Origin of the sequence: Stakelama pacifica, from assembly GCF_004361835.1 — a bacterium.
In the GTDB taxonomy this organism is placed as follows: Bacteria; Pseudomonadota; Alphaproteobacteria; order Sphingomonadales; family Sphingomonadaceae; genus Sphingomonas; species Sphingomonas pacifica.
This window is the reverse complement of sequence record NZ_SNWD01000003.1, coordinates 179,452-197,530: the sequence shown is the minus strand read 5'-3', so window position 1 is coordinate 197,530 and position 18,079 is coordinate 179,452. Positions and strand designations below refer to the sequence as shown.

The following is an 18,079-nucleotide window of genomic DNA, read 5'->3' as shown; positions in this document are numbered from 1 at the left end:
GGGTCATCCCGTATATTCGATTGGAAGCCGCACCCCCTAAGCCATGCGGCGCGGTTATGCCAGTGGCGAGGCGATCAGACGGTTCGCTCGCCATGCATCCGGCACCCGGCATCCTCGCTCGTTTCGATCTGCACGGTGATATGGTCGATCCCGAAATCGTGGAGCAGGCGTTCCTGAAGTTCGATCAGGAAGCGATCCCCCGGATGCCCGCCGGGCATATAAAGATGCGCGGTGAGCGCCGATTCGGTCGTGCTCATCGGCCAGATATGCAGGTCATGTATATGCGCGACGCCGGGCAGGGAATAGAGCGCCGCAACCACCGCATCATGATCGATACCCGGCGGCACGGCCTGCAACGCCATATTGACCGAGGTGCGGAACAGGCCCCAGCTGCTCCACAGGATCACCGCGACGATCAGCAGACTGACGACCGGGTCGATCCACTCCGCGCCGGTCCACAGGATCAGGCCGCCGCCGATCACCACGCCGGCCGAGACGGCGGCATCGGCAGCCATGTGCAGGAACGCGCCGCGAATATTCACATCGCCCTTGCGCCCGCTGGCGAACAGCCATGCGGTAATGCCGTTGATAACGATACCGACAGCCGCGACGATCATCACCATGCCGCCCGCAACCGGCGGCGGATCGGCGAAACGCTGCACCGTTTCAAGCAGGATTGCGCCGACCGCGATCATCAGCAGCAGGGTGTTGCCCAGCGCGGCGAGGATCGACGATCCGCGAAGGCCATAGGTGAAGCGCTTCGACGGCGGCCTTTTGGTCAGCTCCGCCCCGGCCCAGGCGATCAGCAGGCCGAGAACGTCGGAGAGATTATGGCCCGCATCGGCGAGCAGTGCCATCGAACCCCACAGGATTCCGGCGCCGCCCTCCACCACGACGAAGATGATGTTGAGCGCCGTGCCGATCGCAAAGGCGCGGCCGAAATCCTTTGGCGCATGAGCATGACCGTGGCCAAGGGCATGGCTGTGCCCATGGTCATGGGAGTGCCCCTGTCCGTGCCCGTAACTATGGGAATGATTCGCGCTCATATCTGCCGCCATAAGGCCGGTCGGCCATGTGATGCTAGCGCATGATGCGCTGCGTCAGGGGAGGAGCAGGCTCGCATCGCCATAGCTGTAAAAGCGGTAGTCGTTCGCGATCGCATGGGCATAGGCCGCCTGCATCCGATCCAGCCCCATCAGCGCCGAAACCAGCATGAACAGGGTCGATCGCGGCAAATGGAAATTGGTCATCAGCCCGTCGATCCCGCGAAAGCGATAGCCCGGGGTAATGAAGATCGCGGTATCGCCCTCGAACGGACGCACCACGCCGTCCTCGCCGGTCGCGCTTTCGATCAGGCGCAGGCTGGTGGTGCCGACCGCGATCAGGCGGCCGCCCTTTGCCCGGACGGCGTTCAGCCGGTCGGCGGTCGCCGGGTCGATCCGGCCCCATTCGGCATGCATCACATGATCGTCGGTATCGTCGGCCTTTACCGGCAGGAAGGTGCCCGCGCCGACATGCAGGGTCAGCGTAGCGGTTTCGACACCCGCGTCCGCCAGTGCTTCGATCAGCGCGGGGGTGAAATGCAGCGCGGCGGTAGGAGCGGCGACCGCGCCCGCCTCTCGCGCGAACATCGTCTGGTAATCCTGCGCGTCCCGTTCGTCGGTCGGGCGCTTCGACGCGATATAGGGCGGCAATGGCATATGCCCGGCACGTTCGAGCAGCAGCTCGACCGGCTCGATGCCGCCGAAGCTCAGCCGGAAACTGCCATCCGCTGCCCGATCCGACGCGACGGCGGTAACGCCGTTCGAAAAATCGATTTCGTCGCCGTCGCGCAGCCTTTTGGCATTGCGGATAAAGGCACGCCATTCGCGCGGCCCCTCCCGCTTGTGCAGCGTCGCGCCGATCTTCGCCTCACCGCGCATCCCTTCCAGCTGCGCCGGGATCACCCGCGTATCGTTGAAAATCAGGCAGTCGCCCGCGCGCAGCATCGCGGGCAGATCAGCGACGCTCTTATCAAGCATCGCATCGCTGCCCACGACCAGCATCCGTGCCGTATCGCGCGGGGCTGCGGGCCTCAGCGCGATACGGTCATTGGGAAGGTCGAAATCGAAATCGTCGACGCGCATTGCGCCCGCTTTACTTTTTCGGCTTTTGCGCAGGCTTGCTTGCGGGCGCCGCAGCCGGTTTTGCCGGCAGCGTGATGTCACCCGGATCGCCGAGCGCCGGGTTCACGGTCGCCGGACCAGGCTGATAGGGCGGGGGATTATCCGATGCGATATAGGCGTGGAGGATGCGCGACGGATCTTTCGGCGGCTCGCCGCGATGAATCTCGTCGACATATTCCATGCCCTTAATCACCCGCCCGAAAACCGTATAGCGCTTGTCGAGCGAAAGCGCGGGGCGGAACATGATGTAGAACTGGCTGTTCGCGCTATTTTCATCCTCGGTCCGTGCCGCCGCGACTGCGCCGCGCGCATGGGGGAGGTAGTTGAACTCCGCCGGAACGTCGGGAAGATCGGAATCGCCGGTGCCCGTCCCGGTCGGATCGCCGCCCTGCGCGATGGGAAGCGGGCGGTCGGTGACGCGGTGAAAAATGGTGCCGTCATAGAAATGGCGGCGGGTCAGCGTCTTGATCCGCTCGACCATCTTGGGCGCGACATCGGGACGCAGCAGGATCGTCACCCGACCGCCGGTCGAAAGGTCGAGCAGCCAGAGATTGGCCTTGTCGGTGGTGTCAGGCGCTTCCTCAGCATGGGTCGACGGAATGGTCTTTTGCTGTGCGACCGCCGGAACCGCCGTCATGGCCGCCGTGAATGCAGCCAGAAACCCGATAAAACGCATGACTTCCCCAAAAAATCCCGCTGAACTGATCCGGCGGACTTAAACCATAATCACGCTTGCGCCAATGTGAATGGGCACAAGCAGCGTCAGTCGCCCTTGCGACCGATTTTCGTCACGCGCGCTTCCACCTCTGCGGCAACGTCCTGACCGACGAACTTATGGATGTCGCCGCCGAACATCGCGATTTCCTTCACCAGCCGGCTGGCAATGGGTTGCAGCGATACATCGGCCATCAGAAACACCGTTTCGATGCGATCGTTGAGCTGCTGGTTCATGCCCGCCATCTGATATTCATATTCGAAATCGGCGACCGCGCGCAGGCCGCGCACGATCATCGACGCGCCCTCGCGCTCGGCAAAGTCCATCAGCAGCGCATTGAAGCTGACCACCGCGATATCGCCCTCCAGCGCAGCAACCTCGCGCCGGACCATCGCCATCCGCTCCTCGACAGAGAACATCGGGTTTTTGGACGGATTCGTCGTTACCCCAATCACCAGCCGGTCGACGAGCCGCGCGGCGCGCGCGATAATGTCCATATGGCCGAGCGTGATCGGGTCGAACGTGCCGGGATACACGCCGGTGCGCATGGTCATCGTCATTCTCCCGTAAGGGCGTTGTGAAACCGAACGGTTCAGTGGTTCCGGGCAAGCGTGAAGCGGGCGATGTCGCGCAGCAAATCGGCCTCATCCCCAAAATCGCGCAGATGTTCGATTGCCTGCTCCACCAGCATTTTGGCTTGTTCGCGCGCACGTTCGAGGCCGAGCAGCGACAGGAACGTCTCCTTGCCCGCATCGCCGTCCTTGCGCAGCTTCTTGCCCGCCAGTTCCTCATTCCCTTCGACATCTATGATATCGTCGGCAATCTGAAAGGCGAGGCCGATATCATGCGCATAGCCGCGAATGCCGGTGCGCGCCTCTGGCGGAATGCGCCCCAGAATCGCGCCCGATTCGACCGAGCAGGAGATCAGCGCGCCGGTCTTCATCGCCTGAAGCCGGGTGACGGTCGGCAGGTCGAAGGTCGCGCCCTCCGCCTTCAGATCCATCATCTGCCCGCCCGCCATTCCGGCAGGGCCGGCGGCGCGAGCGAGTTCGAACACCAGCTCGGCACGGACATGCGAATCGCGATGCGTCGCCTCGTGCGCCAGTATCTCGAACGCCAGCGCATGGAGGCAGTCGCCCGCCAGCACCGCCGTCGCTTCATCGAATTCGCGATGCACGGTCGGCTTTCCCCGCCGCATATCGTCATCGTCCATCGCAGGCAGATCGTCGTGGATCAGCGAATAGACATGGATGCATTCGATTGCCGTCCCGACGCGCAGGCTTTGTTCGGGCTTTACGCCATAGAGCGCAGCGGTTGCATGAACGAGCAACGGACGCAGCCGCTTGCCGCCGCCGATTGCGGCATGACGCATCGCGCGATACAGATCGGCGCGCGGATCGTCCGGAATCTCGAGCAGCGCATCGAACTGCTGATCCACCTCGGCAGCGATATTTTTCATCGCCGAAGCGAGCACGAACGAAGCATCCGCCATGTCAGAAATCATCCTGCGTCGAACGGCTGTGTCGCCGTGGGTTTGCCGTCGGGGTCGAGGCGGATCGCCTCGATTCGCGCCTGCGCCGCGTCCAGCCGGTCGGCACAGCGGCGGCGCAGCGCATCGCCGCGCTCATAGAGATGGATCGCTTCCTCCAGCGCGGCATCGCCGCTTTCCAGCCGCCCGACAATGCGTTCCAGCTCTTGCAGGGCCTCTTCAAAGGATAGTTCGGAAATGTCGCGCGCTTCAGCCATGCCCTGCGCTATGGCCCGGCTCACCCGGTGATTGCAACTCCCAGTTGGCGAGGGACGTTCAGACGGCAAAGATCAGGAGATTTTGCGACCATGTTTGAACGTACCAACCCCGCCAGCGGTGAGAAGCTGGAACCGATCCCCGAAATGGACGATGCTGCGGTCGAGGCGGCGCTTGCCCGTGCCGATGCGACCTTCCGGCAATGGCGGACCAGCGCGCTCGACGAGCGTACCGCCCTGCTCGCCCGGCTGGGCGATCTGTTCGAAGCGGAGAAGGAGCGGCTCGCCGAAATCGCGACGCGCGAAATGGGCAAGACGCTGAAATCCTCGATCGCAGAGGTGGAGAAATGCGCCGCGGCGTTCCGCCATTATGCAAAGCACGGCCCCGAATTTCTGGAACAGAGCGACGTCGTAGTGTCGAAGGGCGCGGCACGGATCCGCTGGCTGCCGCTCGGCCCCGTGCTGGCGGTGATGCCGTGGAACTTTCCCTACTGGCAGGTGGTGCGTTTCATGGCGCCCGCGATCATGGCGGGGAATGTCGGCCTGCTCAAACATGCCTCGATCACGCAAGGGGTGGCGGCCGCGCTTGCAGAGATGGTGAAGAAGGCGGGCGGCCCCGACGGATTATTCCAGAATCTGGCGATCAAATCGGGCGCGGTGGACAAGGTCATCAGCGATGACCGCGTCGTCGCCGTGACGTTGACCGGCAGCGAAGGCGCGGGATCGAAGGTCGCCGAAACCGCCGGGCGCAAGCTGAAAAAGGTTGTGCTCGAACTCGGCGGTTCCGATCCGTTCATCGTGATGCCCTCGGCCGATATCGACGAAGCCGCGAAACAGGCGGTTACTGCGCGGATTCAGAATACGGGCCAGTCGTGCATCTGCGGCAAGCGGATGATCGTCCATAGCGATGTCTATGACGAATTCGCCGCCAAATTCTTCGATGGCATGAAGGCGGTCAAAGCAGGCGATCCGATGGACGACGGAACGGATATGGGACCGCTATCGAGCTTCGAGCAGCGCGATACGGTGCTGGAGCAGCTCGATCGTATGCAGAAAGCGGGCGCAACGCTGGAATTCGGCGGTGAGAAGCTCGATTCGCCGGGCGCTTATCTGACTGCCGGCGTGCTGACCGGCGTACCGCGCGATGCCGATGTCGCGAAGGAAGAAGTGTTCGGACCCATTGCGATGCTGTTCAGGGTCGATGACATTGACGAGGCGATTACGCTTGCCAACGACATTCCCTACGGTCTGGGTTCCAGCGTCTGGACCAGCGACGCACAAGAGCAGGAGCGGTTCGAACGCGATATCGCGGCGGGCATGACGGCGGTGAACCAGATGCTGTCATCGACCCCCGAAGCGCCGTTCGGCGGGGTGAAGCTGTCGGGCCATGGCCGCGAACTCGGCCCTTGGGGCATGCACGAATTCATGAATATGAAAACGGTGCTGATGCCGGGATAATAGGCAGCCTGTATCGATCCCGACTTATGACACCAACGTCATTGCGAGCCCCGAAAGTGGCTCGGCAATCCAGCGCAGCGCATGCGTCCGCTGGATTGCTTCGTTGCTGCGCTTCTCGCGATGACGATTTTGGCCGGGAGTCAGGCTAACTGCAAATCGGCATGACAATCGGAACGGGCAGGGGCGCCATGCCGGCGCTCCTGCCCGGAGCCGCATTCAGCTTACCCCGACTTCCGCGCGCAATGCCTTGCGGTCGAGCTTGCCGATCATCGTTTTGGGCATTTCATCGCGCACCACGACCTTGTCGACACGTTCATGCTTGCCCAGTTGCGGGTTCAGCCATGCGGCGATTTCCTCCCCGCTCGCAGTCTCCCCGCTGTTCAGCGTGACATAAGCGCGCGGGCTTTCGCCGCGATAATCATCGGACACGCCGATCACCAGCGCTTCCTTCACCGCCGGGTGATGGTACAGCACCGCCTCGATCTGGCTGGGAAAGACCTTGAACCCGCCGACCGCGATCATGTCCTTCAGCCGGTCGACAATCTTGATGAACCCGTCCTCGTCGATGATGCCGACATCGCCGGTGCGCAGCCAGTGGCGCTTTTGCTGACCGCCGAACAGGCCGTCGACAAACACTTCGGCATCGGCATCGGGACGGTTCCAGTATCCGAGCATGATCTGCGGCCCCGAAACGACGATCTCCCCCGGCTCACCCTCGGCGACATGTTTTGTCGGGTCTTCCTTGTCGATCAGGCGCACCCGTGTTCCCTGAATCGGCTGGCCGATGGTCCCGGATTTGTTCAGCGCCTCATAGGGGTTGCTCGACACCACACCCGAGCTTTCGGAGAGGCCATAGCCTTCGATCAGCGTCGCGCCGGTGATCTTTTCGAACCGCTGCTTCAGTTCGGCGGCGAGCGGCGCGCCGCCCGAAATGCAGACACGCAGCGACGAGAAATCGGTGCTCGCCGTTTTCGGATGGTCGAGCAGCGCCTGATACATGGTCGGCACGCCCGGAAGCGCAGTCGCGCCGGTCCGCTCGATCGCCGCGAGTGTCTGCCCGGCATCGAAGCGCGGCAGCATGACGATCTCGCCCCCTGTCACCACGGTGCGGTTGAGCACGCAGGTATTGGCGAAGACGTGGAAGAAGGGCAGCACCCCGACGATGCGGTCGGTTACCTGACCCAGCTGCGGGTCGAGCAGCGCAACCTGACGCGCATTGGCCGACAGATTCTGATGCGTCAGCATCGCGCCCTTCGGCGTGCCGGTGGTGCCGCCGGTATATTGGATCAGCGCGACATCATGTTCGGGCTCGATCGTGGGGGCGACGCATTCGCCGTTATTCGCGATTAGTTCCGAAAAGGCAGTAATGCGCGAATCGTCCGGTTTCCTGGCGACTTCGCTTCCCCGGAACAGACGATAGAAAAGCGATTTCGCCGGCGGCAGTGCGCCCGCGACCGATCCGACCACCAGCCGTTCGAGCCCGCTCTTTTCAAGTACCTTCAGCGCGGTGGGCAGCAGTGCTGTCGCTGAAATGGTGAAGAGCAATCGGGTCTCGCTGTCCTCGACCTGATGCGCCAGTTCGTCGACGGTGTAGAGCGGCGAGAAATTTACCACCGTCGCGCCGAGCTTCAAAATACCGTAATAGGCCGCGACATAATGCGGCACATTGGGCAGAAACAGGCCGATCCGGTCGCCAGGGCCATAGCCCATTGCCTTCAGCCCGCACGCCACCCGGTTCGCACCGTCCAGCGTCTCGGCATAGCTATATTTGCGGCCGAGAAAATCGAGCAGCGGAGCATCGGGGTGCGAAGCTGCCGATTTTTCGAACAGCGACACCATCGACATCGGTTCGAACGTCCGGTCCCAGGGACCGGGATGCTGATAGGCGTTGCGCCAGATATGGACCGGATCTGTCATTTACACATGTGTAAGCAGCGAACAGGGGCGAAGCAAGGTCATGCGTGGCGCTGATTTGCGGTCCACGTGACCAGCAGAGAAAAGGCAGCGATTCCAAGGTCAAGACCCGCCTGAACGCGGTGCGGCGACGGGTCGGACCGGTCATGGGTGAGGATGCTGATATCCGCCGAAGGATGGCGCATCGCCGCCACCGCGAACAGGCCGGGGAGAATCACCAGCATCGCCACGCGCCGTCCTTTCATCGCCTCCGCCTCCGATCTCTTTTTCTTATCCGAAACGATACCCATGTTTCGAAGCGCGGGCAATGCGCTTCACGCTGCGACCGAAACCTCCTCGGCGCGACGTGCCCGGTCGCGCCCCGCCGCCTTGGCCGCGTAGAGCGCGCGGTCGGCGCAGTGATACAGGCGCTTCCAGTCCACTTCATTGGTGAGCGGTCCTGAACAGACACCGATGCTTGCTGTCACGCTGATATCGAACGGCATTCGCGCGGTGCGCAATCGGGTAAGCAGCTCTTCGGGATCGATCGCAGCGGATTTCGGCTGGATAATCGCGAATTCCTCGCCCCCGATGCGAGCGACAAGTGCCGAATCGGGGGCGGACGCGCGCAACGTGCGCGCGAATACGCGCAGCACGTCATCGCCGCCGTCATGGCCCAGCGTTTCGTTGACCTGTTTGAAATGATCGAGATCGGCGAGGAACAGTGTCTGCATGCCGCCGCGTCTGGTGGCGCGGGCAAGAAAGGCGCGACGATTGAGCAGGCCCGTCAGCGGGTCGGTATCGGCCAGCATCCGCGCCGCGAGTTCATGCGCGCGCGCTTCGTCGCGTTCCCTGCTGATCGCCCGGATACGATAGACCACGGCGAGCGTCGATATGACCGCTTCGCATGCCATCGCACCGATGGTCGAATTGTCGATCCAGAACGAGCCGGGCCACAGGTTGAGACTTGCCCCGATCCGCAACGTTGCCGAAAGGACCGGCGCCAGCCAGGCGAGCGAGAACAGCCATAGATACGGACTTTTCTGTCGCCATGCGGTCCAGATGATCGCGACGATGAGCGGCAGGATCGCTGCGAAGCAGAGCGAAACGATGTTATCGAGAAGGGTAATATGCCATGGCGTAAGGACCACGAACGCAGCGGTCGAGATACCGAGCGCCGCGATAAAGATGTTCGACAGTCGCGTCATCCAGACACCACCGACGCGGTCGCCGAAAAATCCGCGTGCGAAGACCAATGCGCTCGACACCGTGCAGGCCAGCAGAATGTAATTCAGCCGCGCCCGGTCGTTCACCGGCATATCGGGCCAGCACCAGGCGATCGCGCCTGAAGACGTGAAGGCATAACCGCCCAGCGCAATCACCATCGCGCAATAGGCAAGCTGGAACCGATGGCGCAATGCCGCCCACATCGCCAGATTATACACCAGCAGGGCAGCGCACAGCCCGCCGAACGCCGAATAGACCGACCCCATGACCAGATTGGCCCGTGCGCCTTCGGGGCGGGTTGCGAGGCGGGCATCCCCTATAATTCCGCGGATATTGGCCGAACCCTCGATCCGCCAGAGCAATCGTTGCGGCGTGCCGTACCCACTCGGCAGTGACCATTGCACCATGGCGCCCAGCTCGGTGTGCCGGGATTTGGCGCGCTGATCATAGGGCCAGCCGCGAATGGTGCCGTCAGGGTAGAGCGCATAGAGGGTGATGCGTTCTTCCCAGAGATTATCGATCCTGACGGCGTTTCTGCCTCGTGCGCTGGCCAGATTGCCGAGAAACTGGGACATCACCCAAAAGTCGCCATCGCCAAAATCACGCTGGGGCGTGGTGCAGTCGAACCGCTGCGGCTCAGCAAACAAATTGCGGGGAGTCATGTCGGGTCGGGCGCGTAGGATGCAGATATCCAGCGGAAGGCCGATGACTGCGCCGGAGCCATGGGAAGGATCGGGGGAAAAAAGTCCGACAGCGAATACTGCCAGAATCACAAAAAACCGAACGAATCGCACCCGCCCCTCCATGGCGGGCGGTTATAGTTGTTATTCGGCAACAAGGGGTAAATTTCGCGTTCCGCACAAAAAGGGCCGGAACCTTTCGGCCCGGCCCTTTCCTGATCCCTCAGGATGAGTAAGCGGCTATTTCGCCTTGGCAGGCGCTTTTTTGCCGCCGCCCTTTTTGCCAGGCTTTTTGGGCGCGGCGGGCGTGATCTCGAACGAGAGCGCATCGTCCTTCAGCTTGACCGCAACCTCGCCGCCATGGACCAGCTTGCCGAACAGCAATTCCTCGGCCAGCGGCTGCTTGATCTTCTCCTGAATCAACCGGCCCATCGGGCGCGCGCCGTATAATTTGTCATAGCCGCGCTCGGTCAGCCATGCCTTGGCGCCGTCATCCAGATGGATGTGCACGTCGCGGTCGGCGAGCTGCAGTTCGAGTTGCAGGATGAACTTCTCGACCACCCGGCTGACGACTTCGGTCGGCAGATAGGCGAACGGTACGATTGCATCGAGACGGTTGCGGAATTCAGGCGTGAAGAGCTTCTTCACCGCTTCCTCCTGCACATCGTCGCGGCTGATATTGCCGAAGCCGATCGATTCCTTCGCCATGTCGGATGCGCCGGCATTGGTCGTCATGATCAGGATGATGTTGCGGAAATCGACCGTCTTGCCGTGGTGATCGGTGAGCTTCCCGTTGTCCATTACCTGCAACAGGATGTTGAACAGATCGGGATGCGCCTTTTCGATCTCGTCGAGCAGCAGCACGCTGTGCGGATTCTGATCGACCGCATCGGTCAAAAGGCCGCCCTGATCATAGCCGACATAGCCCGGAGGCGCACCGATCAGACGGCTGACCGAATGCCGCTCCATATATTCGCTCATGTCGAAGCGCTGAAGCGGGATGCCGAGGATCTCGGAAAGCTGACGCGCAACCTCCGTCTTGCCGACGCCGGTGGGGCCGGAGAACAGATAATTGCCGATCGGCTTGTCGGGGTCGCGAAGGCCCGCCCGGCTGAGCTTGATCGCGCTCGACAGCACTTCGATCGCCTGATCCTGCCCGAACACGACGCGTTTCAGATCAGTCTCGAGGCTTGCGAGTACCTTGGTATCGTCGTTCGACACGCTCTTGGGCGGGATGCGCGCCATGGTGGCGATGACCGCCTCGATCTCCTTGGGCGTGATCGTTTTCTTGCGGCGGCTGGGCGGGACCAGCATCTGCATCGCGCCGACTTCGTCGATCACGTCGATCGCCTTGTCAGGCAGTTTGCGGTCATTGATGTAGCGTGCCGACAACTCCACCGCCGATTTGATCGCATCGGGCGTGTATTTGACGTCATGGTGATCCTGAAAGGCACCGCGAAGGCCGGTGAGGATCTTGATCGTATCCTCGACGCTCGGTTCGTTGACGTCGATCTTCTGGAACCGGCGCAGCAGCGCGCGGTCCTTTTCGAAATGATTGCGGAATTCCTTGTAGGTCGTCGAACCGATGCAGCGGATCGTGCCGCCCGACAGCGCGGGCTTCAGCAGATTCGATGCATCCATCGCGCCGCCGCTGGTTGCGCCGGCACCGATGACGGTGTGGATTTCGTCGATGAACAGCACCGCATGCGGCAGCTTTTCGAGTTCGTTGACGACCTGTTTCAGCCGCTCTTCGAAATCGCCGCGGTAGCGGGTGCCGGCGAGCAGTGCGCCCATGTCGAGCGAATAGATGACTGCTTCCTTCAGCACATCGGGGACGTCGCCCTCGACGATCTTGCGGGCAAGCCCTTCGGCAATCGCGGTTTTGCCGACGCCGGGATCGCCGACGTACAGCGGATTATTCTTCGACCGGCGGCACAGAATCTGCACGGTGCGATCGACTTCGGGGCCGCGCCCGATCAGCGGATCGACCTTGCCGTTCTCCGCCTTTTCATTGAGGTCGACACAGAATTGCTTGAGCGCGCTTTCGCCCTTGCCCTTGTCGCTCTTCGCCGCTTTTTCTTCCTCCGCTCCCTTGGGGGTAGAGGCTTCGGTCGGCGACGAGCCTTTGCCCACGCCGTGTGCGATGAAGCTGACCGCGTCGAGACGGCTCATATCCTGCAGCTGCAGGAAATAAACGGCATAGCTTTCGCGTTCGGAGAACAGCGCAACCAGCACATTCGCGCCGGTTACTTCATCGCGGCCCGACGACTGGACGTGCAGAATCGCGCGCTGAACCACGCGCTGAAATCCGCTGGTGGGCGAGGGATCCGTGACATTCTCGACCTTCAGCGCGTCGAGTTCGGTGTCGAGATAGTGCGCGACAGTCGTTTTCAGCTCGCCCAGATCAACCCCGCAAGCAGTCATCACCTTCGACGCATGCTCGTCATCGACGAGCGCGAGCAGCAGATGCTCCAGCGTCGCATATTCTTGACGACGCGACGAGGCGGCTTCGAGCGCCTTGTGCAGCGTGGATTCCAGGGCGGAAGCAAAACTTGGCATTACATCGTACTCCAGCGGGACGCAGGAAGTGTGCGAACCCTTTCATCATATGTCGGAAGCAGGCAGTTCGGACTCAAGTCCATGTATTCTATGCTGCTGCGATGCAGCGAAAACCGATTGTGCGCCGGGGCCGGTCGTCCCCGAAATCGAGCTGCCCCCCAGGAGAAAGGCGCGGCCCTGATCATCGTTTGAACAATGCTTCGGCGCTTGCCCGATGCCGCTCCGACTGTTCCATATGGGAACGGGTACGCTCGATTTCACCCTCCAGCGCAGCGATGCGCGCTTCGAGTTCGGCCACCGAAAGGGGTGCGAGATCCTGCCGCCTCAGATCGGCGACAAGGTCACCCCGGCGGGGCGGGAAGGAATCGTCTGCTTCCATCAGATCGACAGCGTTGACCCTGGGCGAACGGATGTCAATAAGGCGCCGCGAACGAACAGAGCTTTAAGGGTATACAGACGATCATGGCGCTTCCCGATATGATGACGGCAATCGATCCGGTCGACGCGGGAGGGCCCGAAGTGATGGTCCCGGTGCAGCGCCCGGTTCCTGTGCCGGGCCGGGACGAAGTGCTGATCCGCGTCGCCGCCGCCGGGGTCAACCGACCGGACGTCATGCAGCGCGAGGGCAAATATCCGCCGCCGCCCGGCGCTCCGTCGATCCCGGGCCTCGAAATATCCGGAACCGTCGTCGCGACGGGTGCGGACACCGGGGTCGAGATGATGGGGCAGCAGGTCTGCGCGCTGATCGCCGGGGGCGGCTATGCCGAATATGCGGTCGCCCCGGTCGGCCAGTGCCTGCCCGTGCCGCCCGCGCTGTCGCTGGAGGAAGCTGCCGCAATGCCCGAAACGCTGTTCACCGTGTGGACCAATTTGTTCGAACGGGCCTATGCCTCGGACGGCGATACCGTGCTGGTGCACGGCGGGACCAGCGGGATCGGTACCATGGCGATCACCCTTGCCGGGCTGTTCGGGGTGCGGATCATCGTTACCTGTGGCTCGGATGAAAAATGCGCGGCCGCGCGGGCGCATGGCGCGCACCATGCGATCAATTACAAAAGCCGGGATTTTGTCGAGGCGGTGAAGGAAATCACCGGCGGCAAGGGGGTGGCGGCGGTGCTCGACATGGTCGGGGGCGACTATGTCGCGCGCAACCTCAAATGTCTGGCGGAAGACGGGCGCCATGTCTCGATCGCGGTGCAGCGCGGGGCGAAAGCGGAAATTCCGGTTTTCACCATCATGCAGCGGCGCCTGATCCTCACCGGATCGACGCTGCGCGCGCGCGATACGGAGTTCAAGACGCTGGTCGCCGATGAACTGCACCGCATCGTATGGCCGCATGTCGAGGCCGGGCGCCTCAAACCGCTGATCGACAAGACCTTTCCGCTGGAACGCGCGGCGGATGCGCATGCGCGTATGGATGCGGGCGAACATGTCGGAAAGATCGTGCTGGTCACCGGCCAGTAATGATTCGTCATCGCGCGACGCTTTACTGTTACAGGCCCATGAAAATCGCGCCGCCCGAACTGTAACATTCTTCGCGCATAGTCCCCCTGACGATGGGCATCAGGGGTGGTTGCGAGAGTGATGGCAACGATTACGAGATTACCGGTCGACGGCGACCTTGCCGAATTCACCGCGGGTCAGCCCGCGATTCCGGAGAAAATGGTCGAAGAGCGGCGGCAATATCGCACCGTCTGGATTTCGGACATCCATCTGGGCACGCGCGGCTGCAATGCCGAGATGCTGATCGACTTTCTCGACCATGTCGACAGCGACACCATGTATCTGGTCGGCGATATTATCGACGGCTGGCGGCTGAAGAAGAAATTCTACTGGCCCTCGGCGCATAACGACATTGTCTGGCGAATCCTGAAGCGGGCGAAGCGCGGCACGCGCATCGTGTATATTCCGGGCAATCATGACGAGATGTTTCGCCAGTTCACCGGGCTGAATTTCGGCGGCGTCGAAATCCGGCGGCAGGCGGTGCATGAAACCGTCGACGGTCGGCGACTGCTGGTGCTGCATGGCGACGAATTTGACGCGATCACCTTGTCGCACCGCTGGCTCGCGCATCTTGGCGATGCTGCGTATACCGCGATGATGGCGCTCAACCGCTGGGTGAACCTCTATCGCCGGGCGATGAACCTGCCTTATTGGTCGCTGTCGAAACACGCGAAGAAAAAGGTCAAGAACGCCGTCGAATTCATCTCCAATTTTGAAGAGATTGTCGCGCGGGAGGCGGGATCGCGCGGCGTCGACGGAGTCGTTGCCGGGCATATCCACACCGCCGATGCCCGGCTGATCGACAATATCGAATATTATAATGACGGCGACTGGGTCGAGGGTTGCACCGCGCTGGTCGAACATTTCGACGGGCGCATGGAAATTCTCCACTGGGCCGATGAAATAGCGAAGCGCGAACCGGAAGCGGAGCCTGACGTGGCTCAGGCTGCCGCTGCCTGAATCCGATGAAGATCGCACTGGTAACCGATGCGTGGGAACCGCAGGTCAATGGTGTCGTCCGCACCCTGCAATCGGTGCGCGCGATTCTGGAAGGGCAGGGGCATGAGATCATGATCGTCTCGCCCGACCGTTTCTATTCGCTGCCCTGTCCGACCTATCCCGAAATCCGGCTGGCAGTGGTGGGAATGCATAGCGTTGGCGAATTACTCGCCGATTTCGCTCCGCACGCCATTCATCTCGCGACCGAGGGGCCGATATGCCTCGCCGCGCGCCGCTGGTGTCTGAAACGGGGCTTTCCGTTCACCACGGCCTATCACACGCAGTTTCCGGACTATGTCTCGGCGCGATCGGGCGTGCCGGCGGAGTGGATCTGGCGCTATATCCGCTGGTTTCACACGCCTGCCCAGGCGATTCTCGCTTCCACCCCGTCGATCCGCAAAACGCTGGTCGATCACGGGCTTTCTCAGGTCAGCCATTGGGGAAGGGGCGTCGATCTGCGCCATTTCCACGACAATGTGACGCCTGAAGCCTCGCTCGCGCATCTGCCGCGCCCCTTGCAGCTCTATGTCGGCCGGGTGGCGGTGGAGAAGAATCTTGAAGCCTTTCTGGAAAGCGATCACCCCGGAACGAAGGTCGTAGTCGGCGACGGTCCGGCGCGCGGCGCGCTGGAGCCGCGCTATCCGGAGGCCATTTTTCTCGGCTCGCGCTTCGGGGCTGACCTTGCCGCGATCTATTCGGCTGCCGACGTCTTCGTTTTTCCCAGCCGTACCGATACGTTCGGGCTGGTCATGATCGAGGCGCTTGCCTGCGGCACGCCGGTTGCCGCTTTCCCGGTCAGTGGCCCGGTCGACGTGCTGATCCCGAAGGTCGGGGCGATGGCCGAGCGGCTGGAAGAGGCGATTGCCGAGGCGCTGCTGAAGGATCGGGCGGATTGCGCGGCTTATGGTCGCAGCTTCACCTGGGAAGCAAGTGCGGAGCAGTTTCTGGGCGCGCTCGCGCCGATCGAGGGCGACCTTCGCGCGGCATAACGCCCGCGCCCCCTTGCCCTTGGCGGCAATGGCGATTAGATCGGGCAATAGAAGTCGGCCGCTCCGTGAGGGGCGGCCCTTATTGTTTGTGGAGAATTTTCCTCGTGTCACAGCCGCTGATGCCGCATGCGACCGCTTCCTGGCTGGTCGACAATACCGCGCTTTCCTTTCAGCAGATCGCCGATTTCTGCGGCCTGCACATTCTGGAGGTGCAGGCGATCGCGGACGATACCGCAGCCACCAAGCTTACCGGGCGCGATCCCGTGCGCGCGCATGAAGTGACGATGGAGGAAATCGAAAAGGGTCAGAAGGACCCCGATTATCGCCTGAAGATGCAAAAGGGCCCTGAACAGGTCCGCCGTACCAAGGGGCCGCGCTATACGCCGGTTTCGAAGCGGCAGGACAAGCCCGACGGCATCGCATGGATCATCCGCAACCATCCCGAAATTTCGGATGGTCAGATCGGCAAGCTGATCGGCACCACCCGCACCACCATCGCCGCGATCCGCGATCGCAGCCATTGGAACATCGCCAATATCACGCCCAAGGACCCGGTGACGCTGGGCCTGTGTTCGCAGCGCGAACTCGACGCCATCGTGGCCAAGGCAGCGAAGGCGGCGGGCATCGAACAGCCGACCGACACGCGGCTCGAAGGTGACCGCGAAGCGCTGATCGAGGAACTGCGCGCCGAGCGGCAACAGGCGGCGCTCGATGCCGAAGCGGCTGCGCGCGCCGAAACCGAGGGCGAAAAGCCCGCGTTCGAGGACCCGTTCAAGCGCTGATCGCGATGGGAGGCGGCTATGCCTCCCATATGGCTGAGGGGATCGGTGCGCCAGAGCATTTCCGGCAACCGCCACCGCTGCACGCCACCATAGCGCCCCACGCCATCGGCCCCGGCCTGCGCCGGGGCGACGATTGCAGCAATCGCGGTGCATACAAGCCGCTGATAGCAAGCTGCATGGGTGGCGACCCATCCCGCTCCGTCATGCCCGCGGAAGCTGGCATCTGCTGCAGCTGCACTGCTCCGTTCTTCCCAAGCCCTCGGAGACCCCCGCTTTCGCTGGGATGACGACGGGTGGCGAGGATCGCAATACGCGGATGGGGTCCACATCAACGCAGCTTGGTATAATCCTATGCGTCGCTCCTGCGAAGGCCGGGGCCGCACCCGTTTGCCACCGCCCCAGCCCAAATTCGCCCTTGCAGGAAATGCGGCGACGAAACGATCCGGCGAGGTGTGTGCCGCCACTGGATTGCCGCCCCCTTCGGTGCTCGCGGGTGACGGTGCTACAATAGGTCCGGATCAACGCAGGTCGGAATCAGCCGGGCGGAGCTGGCGGGCAGCGCCGGCGGCTGCCGGATCGGCACTGCGACGGATAGCGCCGCTTTGGCGGTGCGGACCGGTTGCCCGAACGTTGGAAAATGCTTGACGCACAGGAAATATCGTTCTCAATATGTTCCATTGCGACTCAGGAGAAGCTTGATGGCCGATGATCTGATTTTCTACACCCATCCAATGTCGCGCGGACGGATCGCGCGCTGGATGCTTGAGGAAGTGGGGCAGCCTTACGAAACGCGGCTGCTGGATTTTGCCACGACGATGAAGGCGGCGGAGTATCTCGCGGTCAATCCGATGGGCAAGGTGCCCGCGATTCGCCATAAGGACCGCGTCATTACCGAATGCGGCGCGATCTGCGCCTATCTCGCCGATGCCTTTCCCGATGCCGGTCTTTCCCCCGATCCTGCCGAGCGCGCCGATTATTATCGCTGGTTCTTTTTCGCCGCCGGGCCGGTCGAACAGGTGGTTACGAACAAGGCGCTCGGCTTTACCGTGAATGCCGAACAGTCGCGCATGGCAGGCTATGGTAGCCATGAGCTGGTGCTCGATGTGATCGAGCATGCGGTGTCGGCGAAGGCGTTTCTCACGGGTGAGCGGTTTTCGGCGGTCGATGTGTATTTAGGATCGCAACTCGGATGGGGCATACAGTTCGGCATGCTGCCCGACCGGCCGGCATTCCGGGCCTATCTCGACCGTATCTTCGCCCGGCCTGCCTATAAGCGCGCGAGCGAGATCGACGATGCGCTGATCGCGGAGCAGGAGGCGGCGGCCGCGCCTGCCTGATGCGCGCAGATAGCGGCTGTCGGGGCGAG

17 protein-coding genes are annotated in these 18,079 nt (G+C 62.4%); 6 read left to right on the top strand and 11 right to left on the bottom strand.

Features of this window, described 5'->3' with window-relative positions; translation table 11 throughout:
• Positions 1–74: 74 nt before the first annotated feature.
• The 6 genes from EV664_RS06740 to EV664_RS06715 form a co-directional block, all read right to left on the bottom strand.
• The gene (locus EV664_RS06740; RefSeq protein ID WP_133494921.1) at positions 75–1,046 is read right to left on the bottom strand and encodes a cation diffusion facilitator family transporter; all 972 of its coding nucleotides are present in this window, start codon (positions 1,044–1,046) and stop codon (positions 75–77) included.
• A gap of 54 nt (positions 1,047–1,100) precedes the next feature.
• Positions 1,101–2,126 carry a tRNA preQ1(34) S-adenosylmethionine ribosyltransferase-isomerase QueA gene (gene queA, locus EV664_RS06735; protein ID WP_133494920.1) on the bottom strand — a complete coding sequence of 342 codons (1,026 nt, stop codon included), beginning with the start codon at positions 2,124–2,126 and terminating at the stop codon, positions 1,101–1,103.
• 10 nt (positions 2,127–2,136) lie between these two features.
• On the bottom strand, positions 2,137–2,841 hold the full coding sequence (locus tag EV664_RS06730) for a peptidylprolyl isomerase (protein ID WP_133494919.1): 705 nt from the start codon (positions 2,839–2,841) through the stop codon (positions 2,137–2,139).
• Between the two features lie 86 nt (positions 2,842–2,927).
• Positions 2,928–3,434, bottom strand: coding sequence for a pantetheine-phosphate adenylyltransferase (gene coaD / locus EV664_RS06725; protein ID WP_133494918.1), 507 nt, complete (start codon positions 3,432–3,434; stop codon positions 2,928–2,930).
• 38 nt (positions 3,435–3,472) lie between these two features.
• Positions 3,473–4,372 carry a polyprenyl synthetase family protein gene (locus tag EV664_RS06720; protein ID WP_188656376.1) on the bottom strand — a complete coding sequence of 300 codons (900 nt, stop codon included), beginning with the start codon at positions 4,370–4,372 and terminating at the stop codon, positions 3,473–3,475.
• An 8-nt stretch (positions 4,373–4,380) separates the two neighbouring features.
• A complete protein-coding gene (locus EV664_RS06715; RefSeq protein ID WP_133494917.1) occupies positions 4,381–4,626 on the bottom strand; it encodes an exodeoxyribonuclease VII small subunit in 246 nt (81 codons plus the stop codon).
• A gap of 90 nt (positions 4,627–4,716) precedes the next feature.
• On the opposite strand from EV664_RS06715, the gene EV664_RS06710 reads away from it, so the two are divergent.
• The gene (locus EV664_RS06710; RefSeq protein WP_133494916.1) at positions 4,717–6,081 is read left to right on the top strand and encodes an NAD-dependent succinate-semialdehyde dehydrogenase; all 1,365 of its coding nucleotides are present in this window, start codon (positions 4,717–4,719) and stop codon (positions 6,079–6,081) included.
• A gap of 216 nt (positions 6,082–6,297) precedes the next feature.
• Here EV664_RS06710 and EV664_RS06705 read toward each other — a convergent pair whose 3' ends face one another.
• The 5 genes from EV664_RS06705 to EV664_RS06685 form a co-directional block, all read right to left on the bottom strand.
• On the bottom strand, positions 6,298–7,998 hold the full coding sequence (locus tag EV664_RS06705) for a long-chain-fatty-acid--CoA ligase (protein ID WP_133494915.1): 1,701 nt from the start codon (positions 7,996–7,998) through the stop codon (positions 6,298–6,300).
• Positions 7,999–8,036: 38 nt separating this feature from the next.
• Positions 8,037–8,240: a hypothetical protein gene (locus EV664_RS06700; RefSeq protein WP_133494914.1), complete on the bottom strand. Its 204-nt coding sequence runs from the start codon at positions 8,238–8,240 to the stop codon at positions 8,037–8,039.
• A 69-nt stretch (positions 8,241–8,309) separates the two neighbouring features.
• Positions 8,310–9,776, bottom strand: a complete 1,467-nt coding sequence (locus EV664_RS06695) for a sensor domain-containing diguanylate cyclase (protein WP_133494913.1) — start codon at positions 9,774–9,776, stop codon at positions 8,310–8,312.
• Between the two features lie 345 nt (positions 9,777–10,121).
• Entirely contained in the window at positions 10,122–12,440 is a 2,319-nt protein-coding gene (clpA, locus tag EV664_RS06690; RefSeq protein WP_133494912.1) for an ATP-dependent Clp protease ATP-binding subunit ClpA, read from the bottom strand.
• Between the two features lie 181 nt (positions 12,441–12,621).
• Complete coding sequence (locus EV664_RS06685; RefSeq protein ID WP_133494911.1) at positions 12,622–12,819, bottom strand: DUF1192 domain-containing protein; 198 nt, start codon at positions 12,817–12,819, stop codon at positions 12,622–12,624.
• Between the two features lie 83 nt (positions 12,820–12,902).
• Between EV664_RS06685 and EV664_RS06680 the strand changes: the two genes are divergently transcribed.
• The 5 genes from EV664_RS06680 to EV664_RS06660 all read left to right on the top strand — a co-directional run bounded on the left by EV664_RS06680 (position 12,903) and on the right by EV664_RS06660 (position 18,050).
• Positions 12,903–13,904, top strand: coding sequence for an NAD(P)H-quinone oxidoreductase (locus EV664_RS06680; protein ID WP_229668147.1), 1,002 nt, complete (start codon positions 12,903–12,905; stop codon positions 13,902–13,904).
• A 120-nt stretch (positions 13,905–14,024) separates the two neighbouring features.
• Complete coding sequence (locus EV664_RS06675) at positions 14,025–14,903, top strand: UDP-2,3-diacylglucosamine diphosphatase (protein WP_133494910.1); 879 nt, start codon at positions 14,025–14,027, stop codon at positions 14,901–14,903.
• 5 nt (positions 14,904–14,908) lie between these two features.
• Positions 14,909–15,931, top strand: coding sequence for a glycosyltransferase family 4 protein (locus EV664_RS06670; RefSeq protein ID WP_133494909.1), 1,023 nt, complete (start codon positions 14,909–14,911; stop codon positions 15,929–15,931).
• A 104-nt stretch (positions 15,932–16,035) separates the two neighbouring features.
• Positions 16,036–16,713 carry a DUF1013 domain-containing protein gene (locus EV664_RS06665; RefSeq protein WP_133494908.1) on the top strand — a complete coding sequence of 226 codons (678 nt, stop codon included), beginning with the start codon at positions 16,036–16,038 and terminating at the stop codon, positions 16,711–16,713.
• 698 nt (positions 16,714–17,411) lie between these two features.
• Positions 17,412–18,050, top strand: a complete 639-nt coding sequence (locus EV664_RS06660) for a glutathione S-transferase family protein (RefSeq protein ID WP_133494907.1) — start codon at positions 17,412–17,414, stop codon at positions 18,048–18,050.
• Positions 18,051–18,079 lie beyond the last annotated feature (29 nt).

Coding starts and splice junctions, on each gene's coding strand:
- EV664_RS06740 (WP_133494921.1), bottom strand. CDS start 1,046: ATGAGCGCGAATCATTCCCATAGTTACGGGCACGGACAGGGGCACTCC.
- EV664_RS06700 (WP_133494914.1), bottom strand. CDS start 8,240: ATGAAAGGACGGCGCGTGGCGATGCTGGTGATTCTCCCCGGCCTGTTC.
- EV664_RS06720 (WP_188656376.1), bottom strand. CDS start 4,372: ATGGCGGATGCTTCGTTCGTGCTCGCTTCGGCGATGAAAAATATCGCT.
- EV664_RS06670 (WP_133494909.1), top strand. CDS start 14,909: ATGAAGATCGCACTGGTAACCGATGCGTGGGAACCGCAGGTCAATGGT.
- EV664_RS06705 (WP_133494915.1), bottom strand. CDS start 7,998: ATGACAGATCCGGTCCATATCTGGCGCAACGCCTATCAGCATCCCGGT.
- EV664_RS06710 (WP_133494916.1), top strand. CDS start 4,717: ATGTTTGAACGTACCAACCCCGCCAGCGGTGAGAAGCTGGAACCGATC.
- EV664_RS06695 (WP_133494913.1), bottom strand. CDS start 9,776: ATGTCCCAGTTTCTCGGCAATCTGGCCAGCGCACGAGGCAGAAACGCC.
- EV664_RS06730 (WP_133494919.1), bottom strand. CDS start 2,841: ATGCGTTTTATCGGGTTTCTGGCTGCATTCACGGCGGCCATGACGGCG.
- EV664_RS06715 (WP_133494917.1), bottom strand. CDS start 4,626: ATGGCTGAAGCGCGCGACATTTCCGAACTATCCTTTGAAGAGGCCCTG.
- coaD (WP_133494918.1), bottom strand. CDS start 3,434: ATGACCATGCGCACCGGCGTGTATCCCGGCACGTTCGACCCGATCACG.
- EV664_RS06685 (WP_133494911.1), bottom strand. CDS start 12,819: ATGGAAGCAGACGATTCCTTCCCGCCCCGCCGGGGTGACCTTGTCGCC.
- EV664_RS06680 (WP_229668147.1), top strand. CDS start 12,903: ATGGCGCTTCCCGATATGATGACGGCAATCGATCCGGTCGACGCGGGA.
- clpA (WP_133494912.1), bottom strand. CDS start 12,440: ATGCCAAGTTTTGCTTCCGCCCTGGAATCCACGCTGCACAAGGCGCTC.
- EV664_RS06675 (WP_133494910.1), top strand. CDS start 14,025: ATGGCAACGATTACGAGATTACCGGTCGACGGCGACCTTGCCGAATTC.
- queA (WP_133494920.1), bottom strand. CDS start 2,126: ATGCGCGTCGACGATTTCGATTTCGACCTTCCCAATGACCGTATCGCG.
- EV664_RS06660 (WP_133494907.1), top strand. CDS start 17,412: ATGGCCGATGATCTGATTTTCTACACCCATCCAATGTCGCGCGGACGG.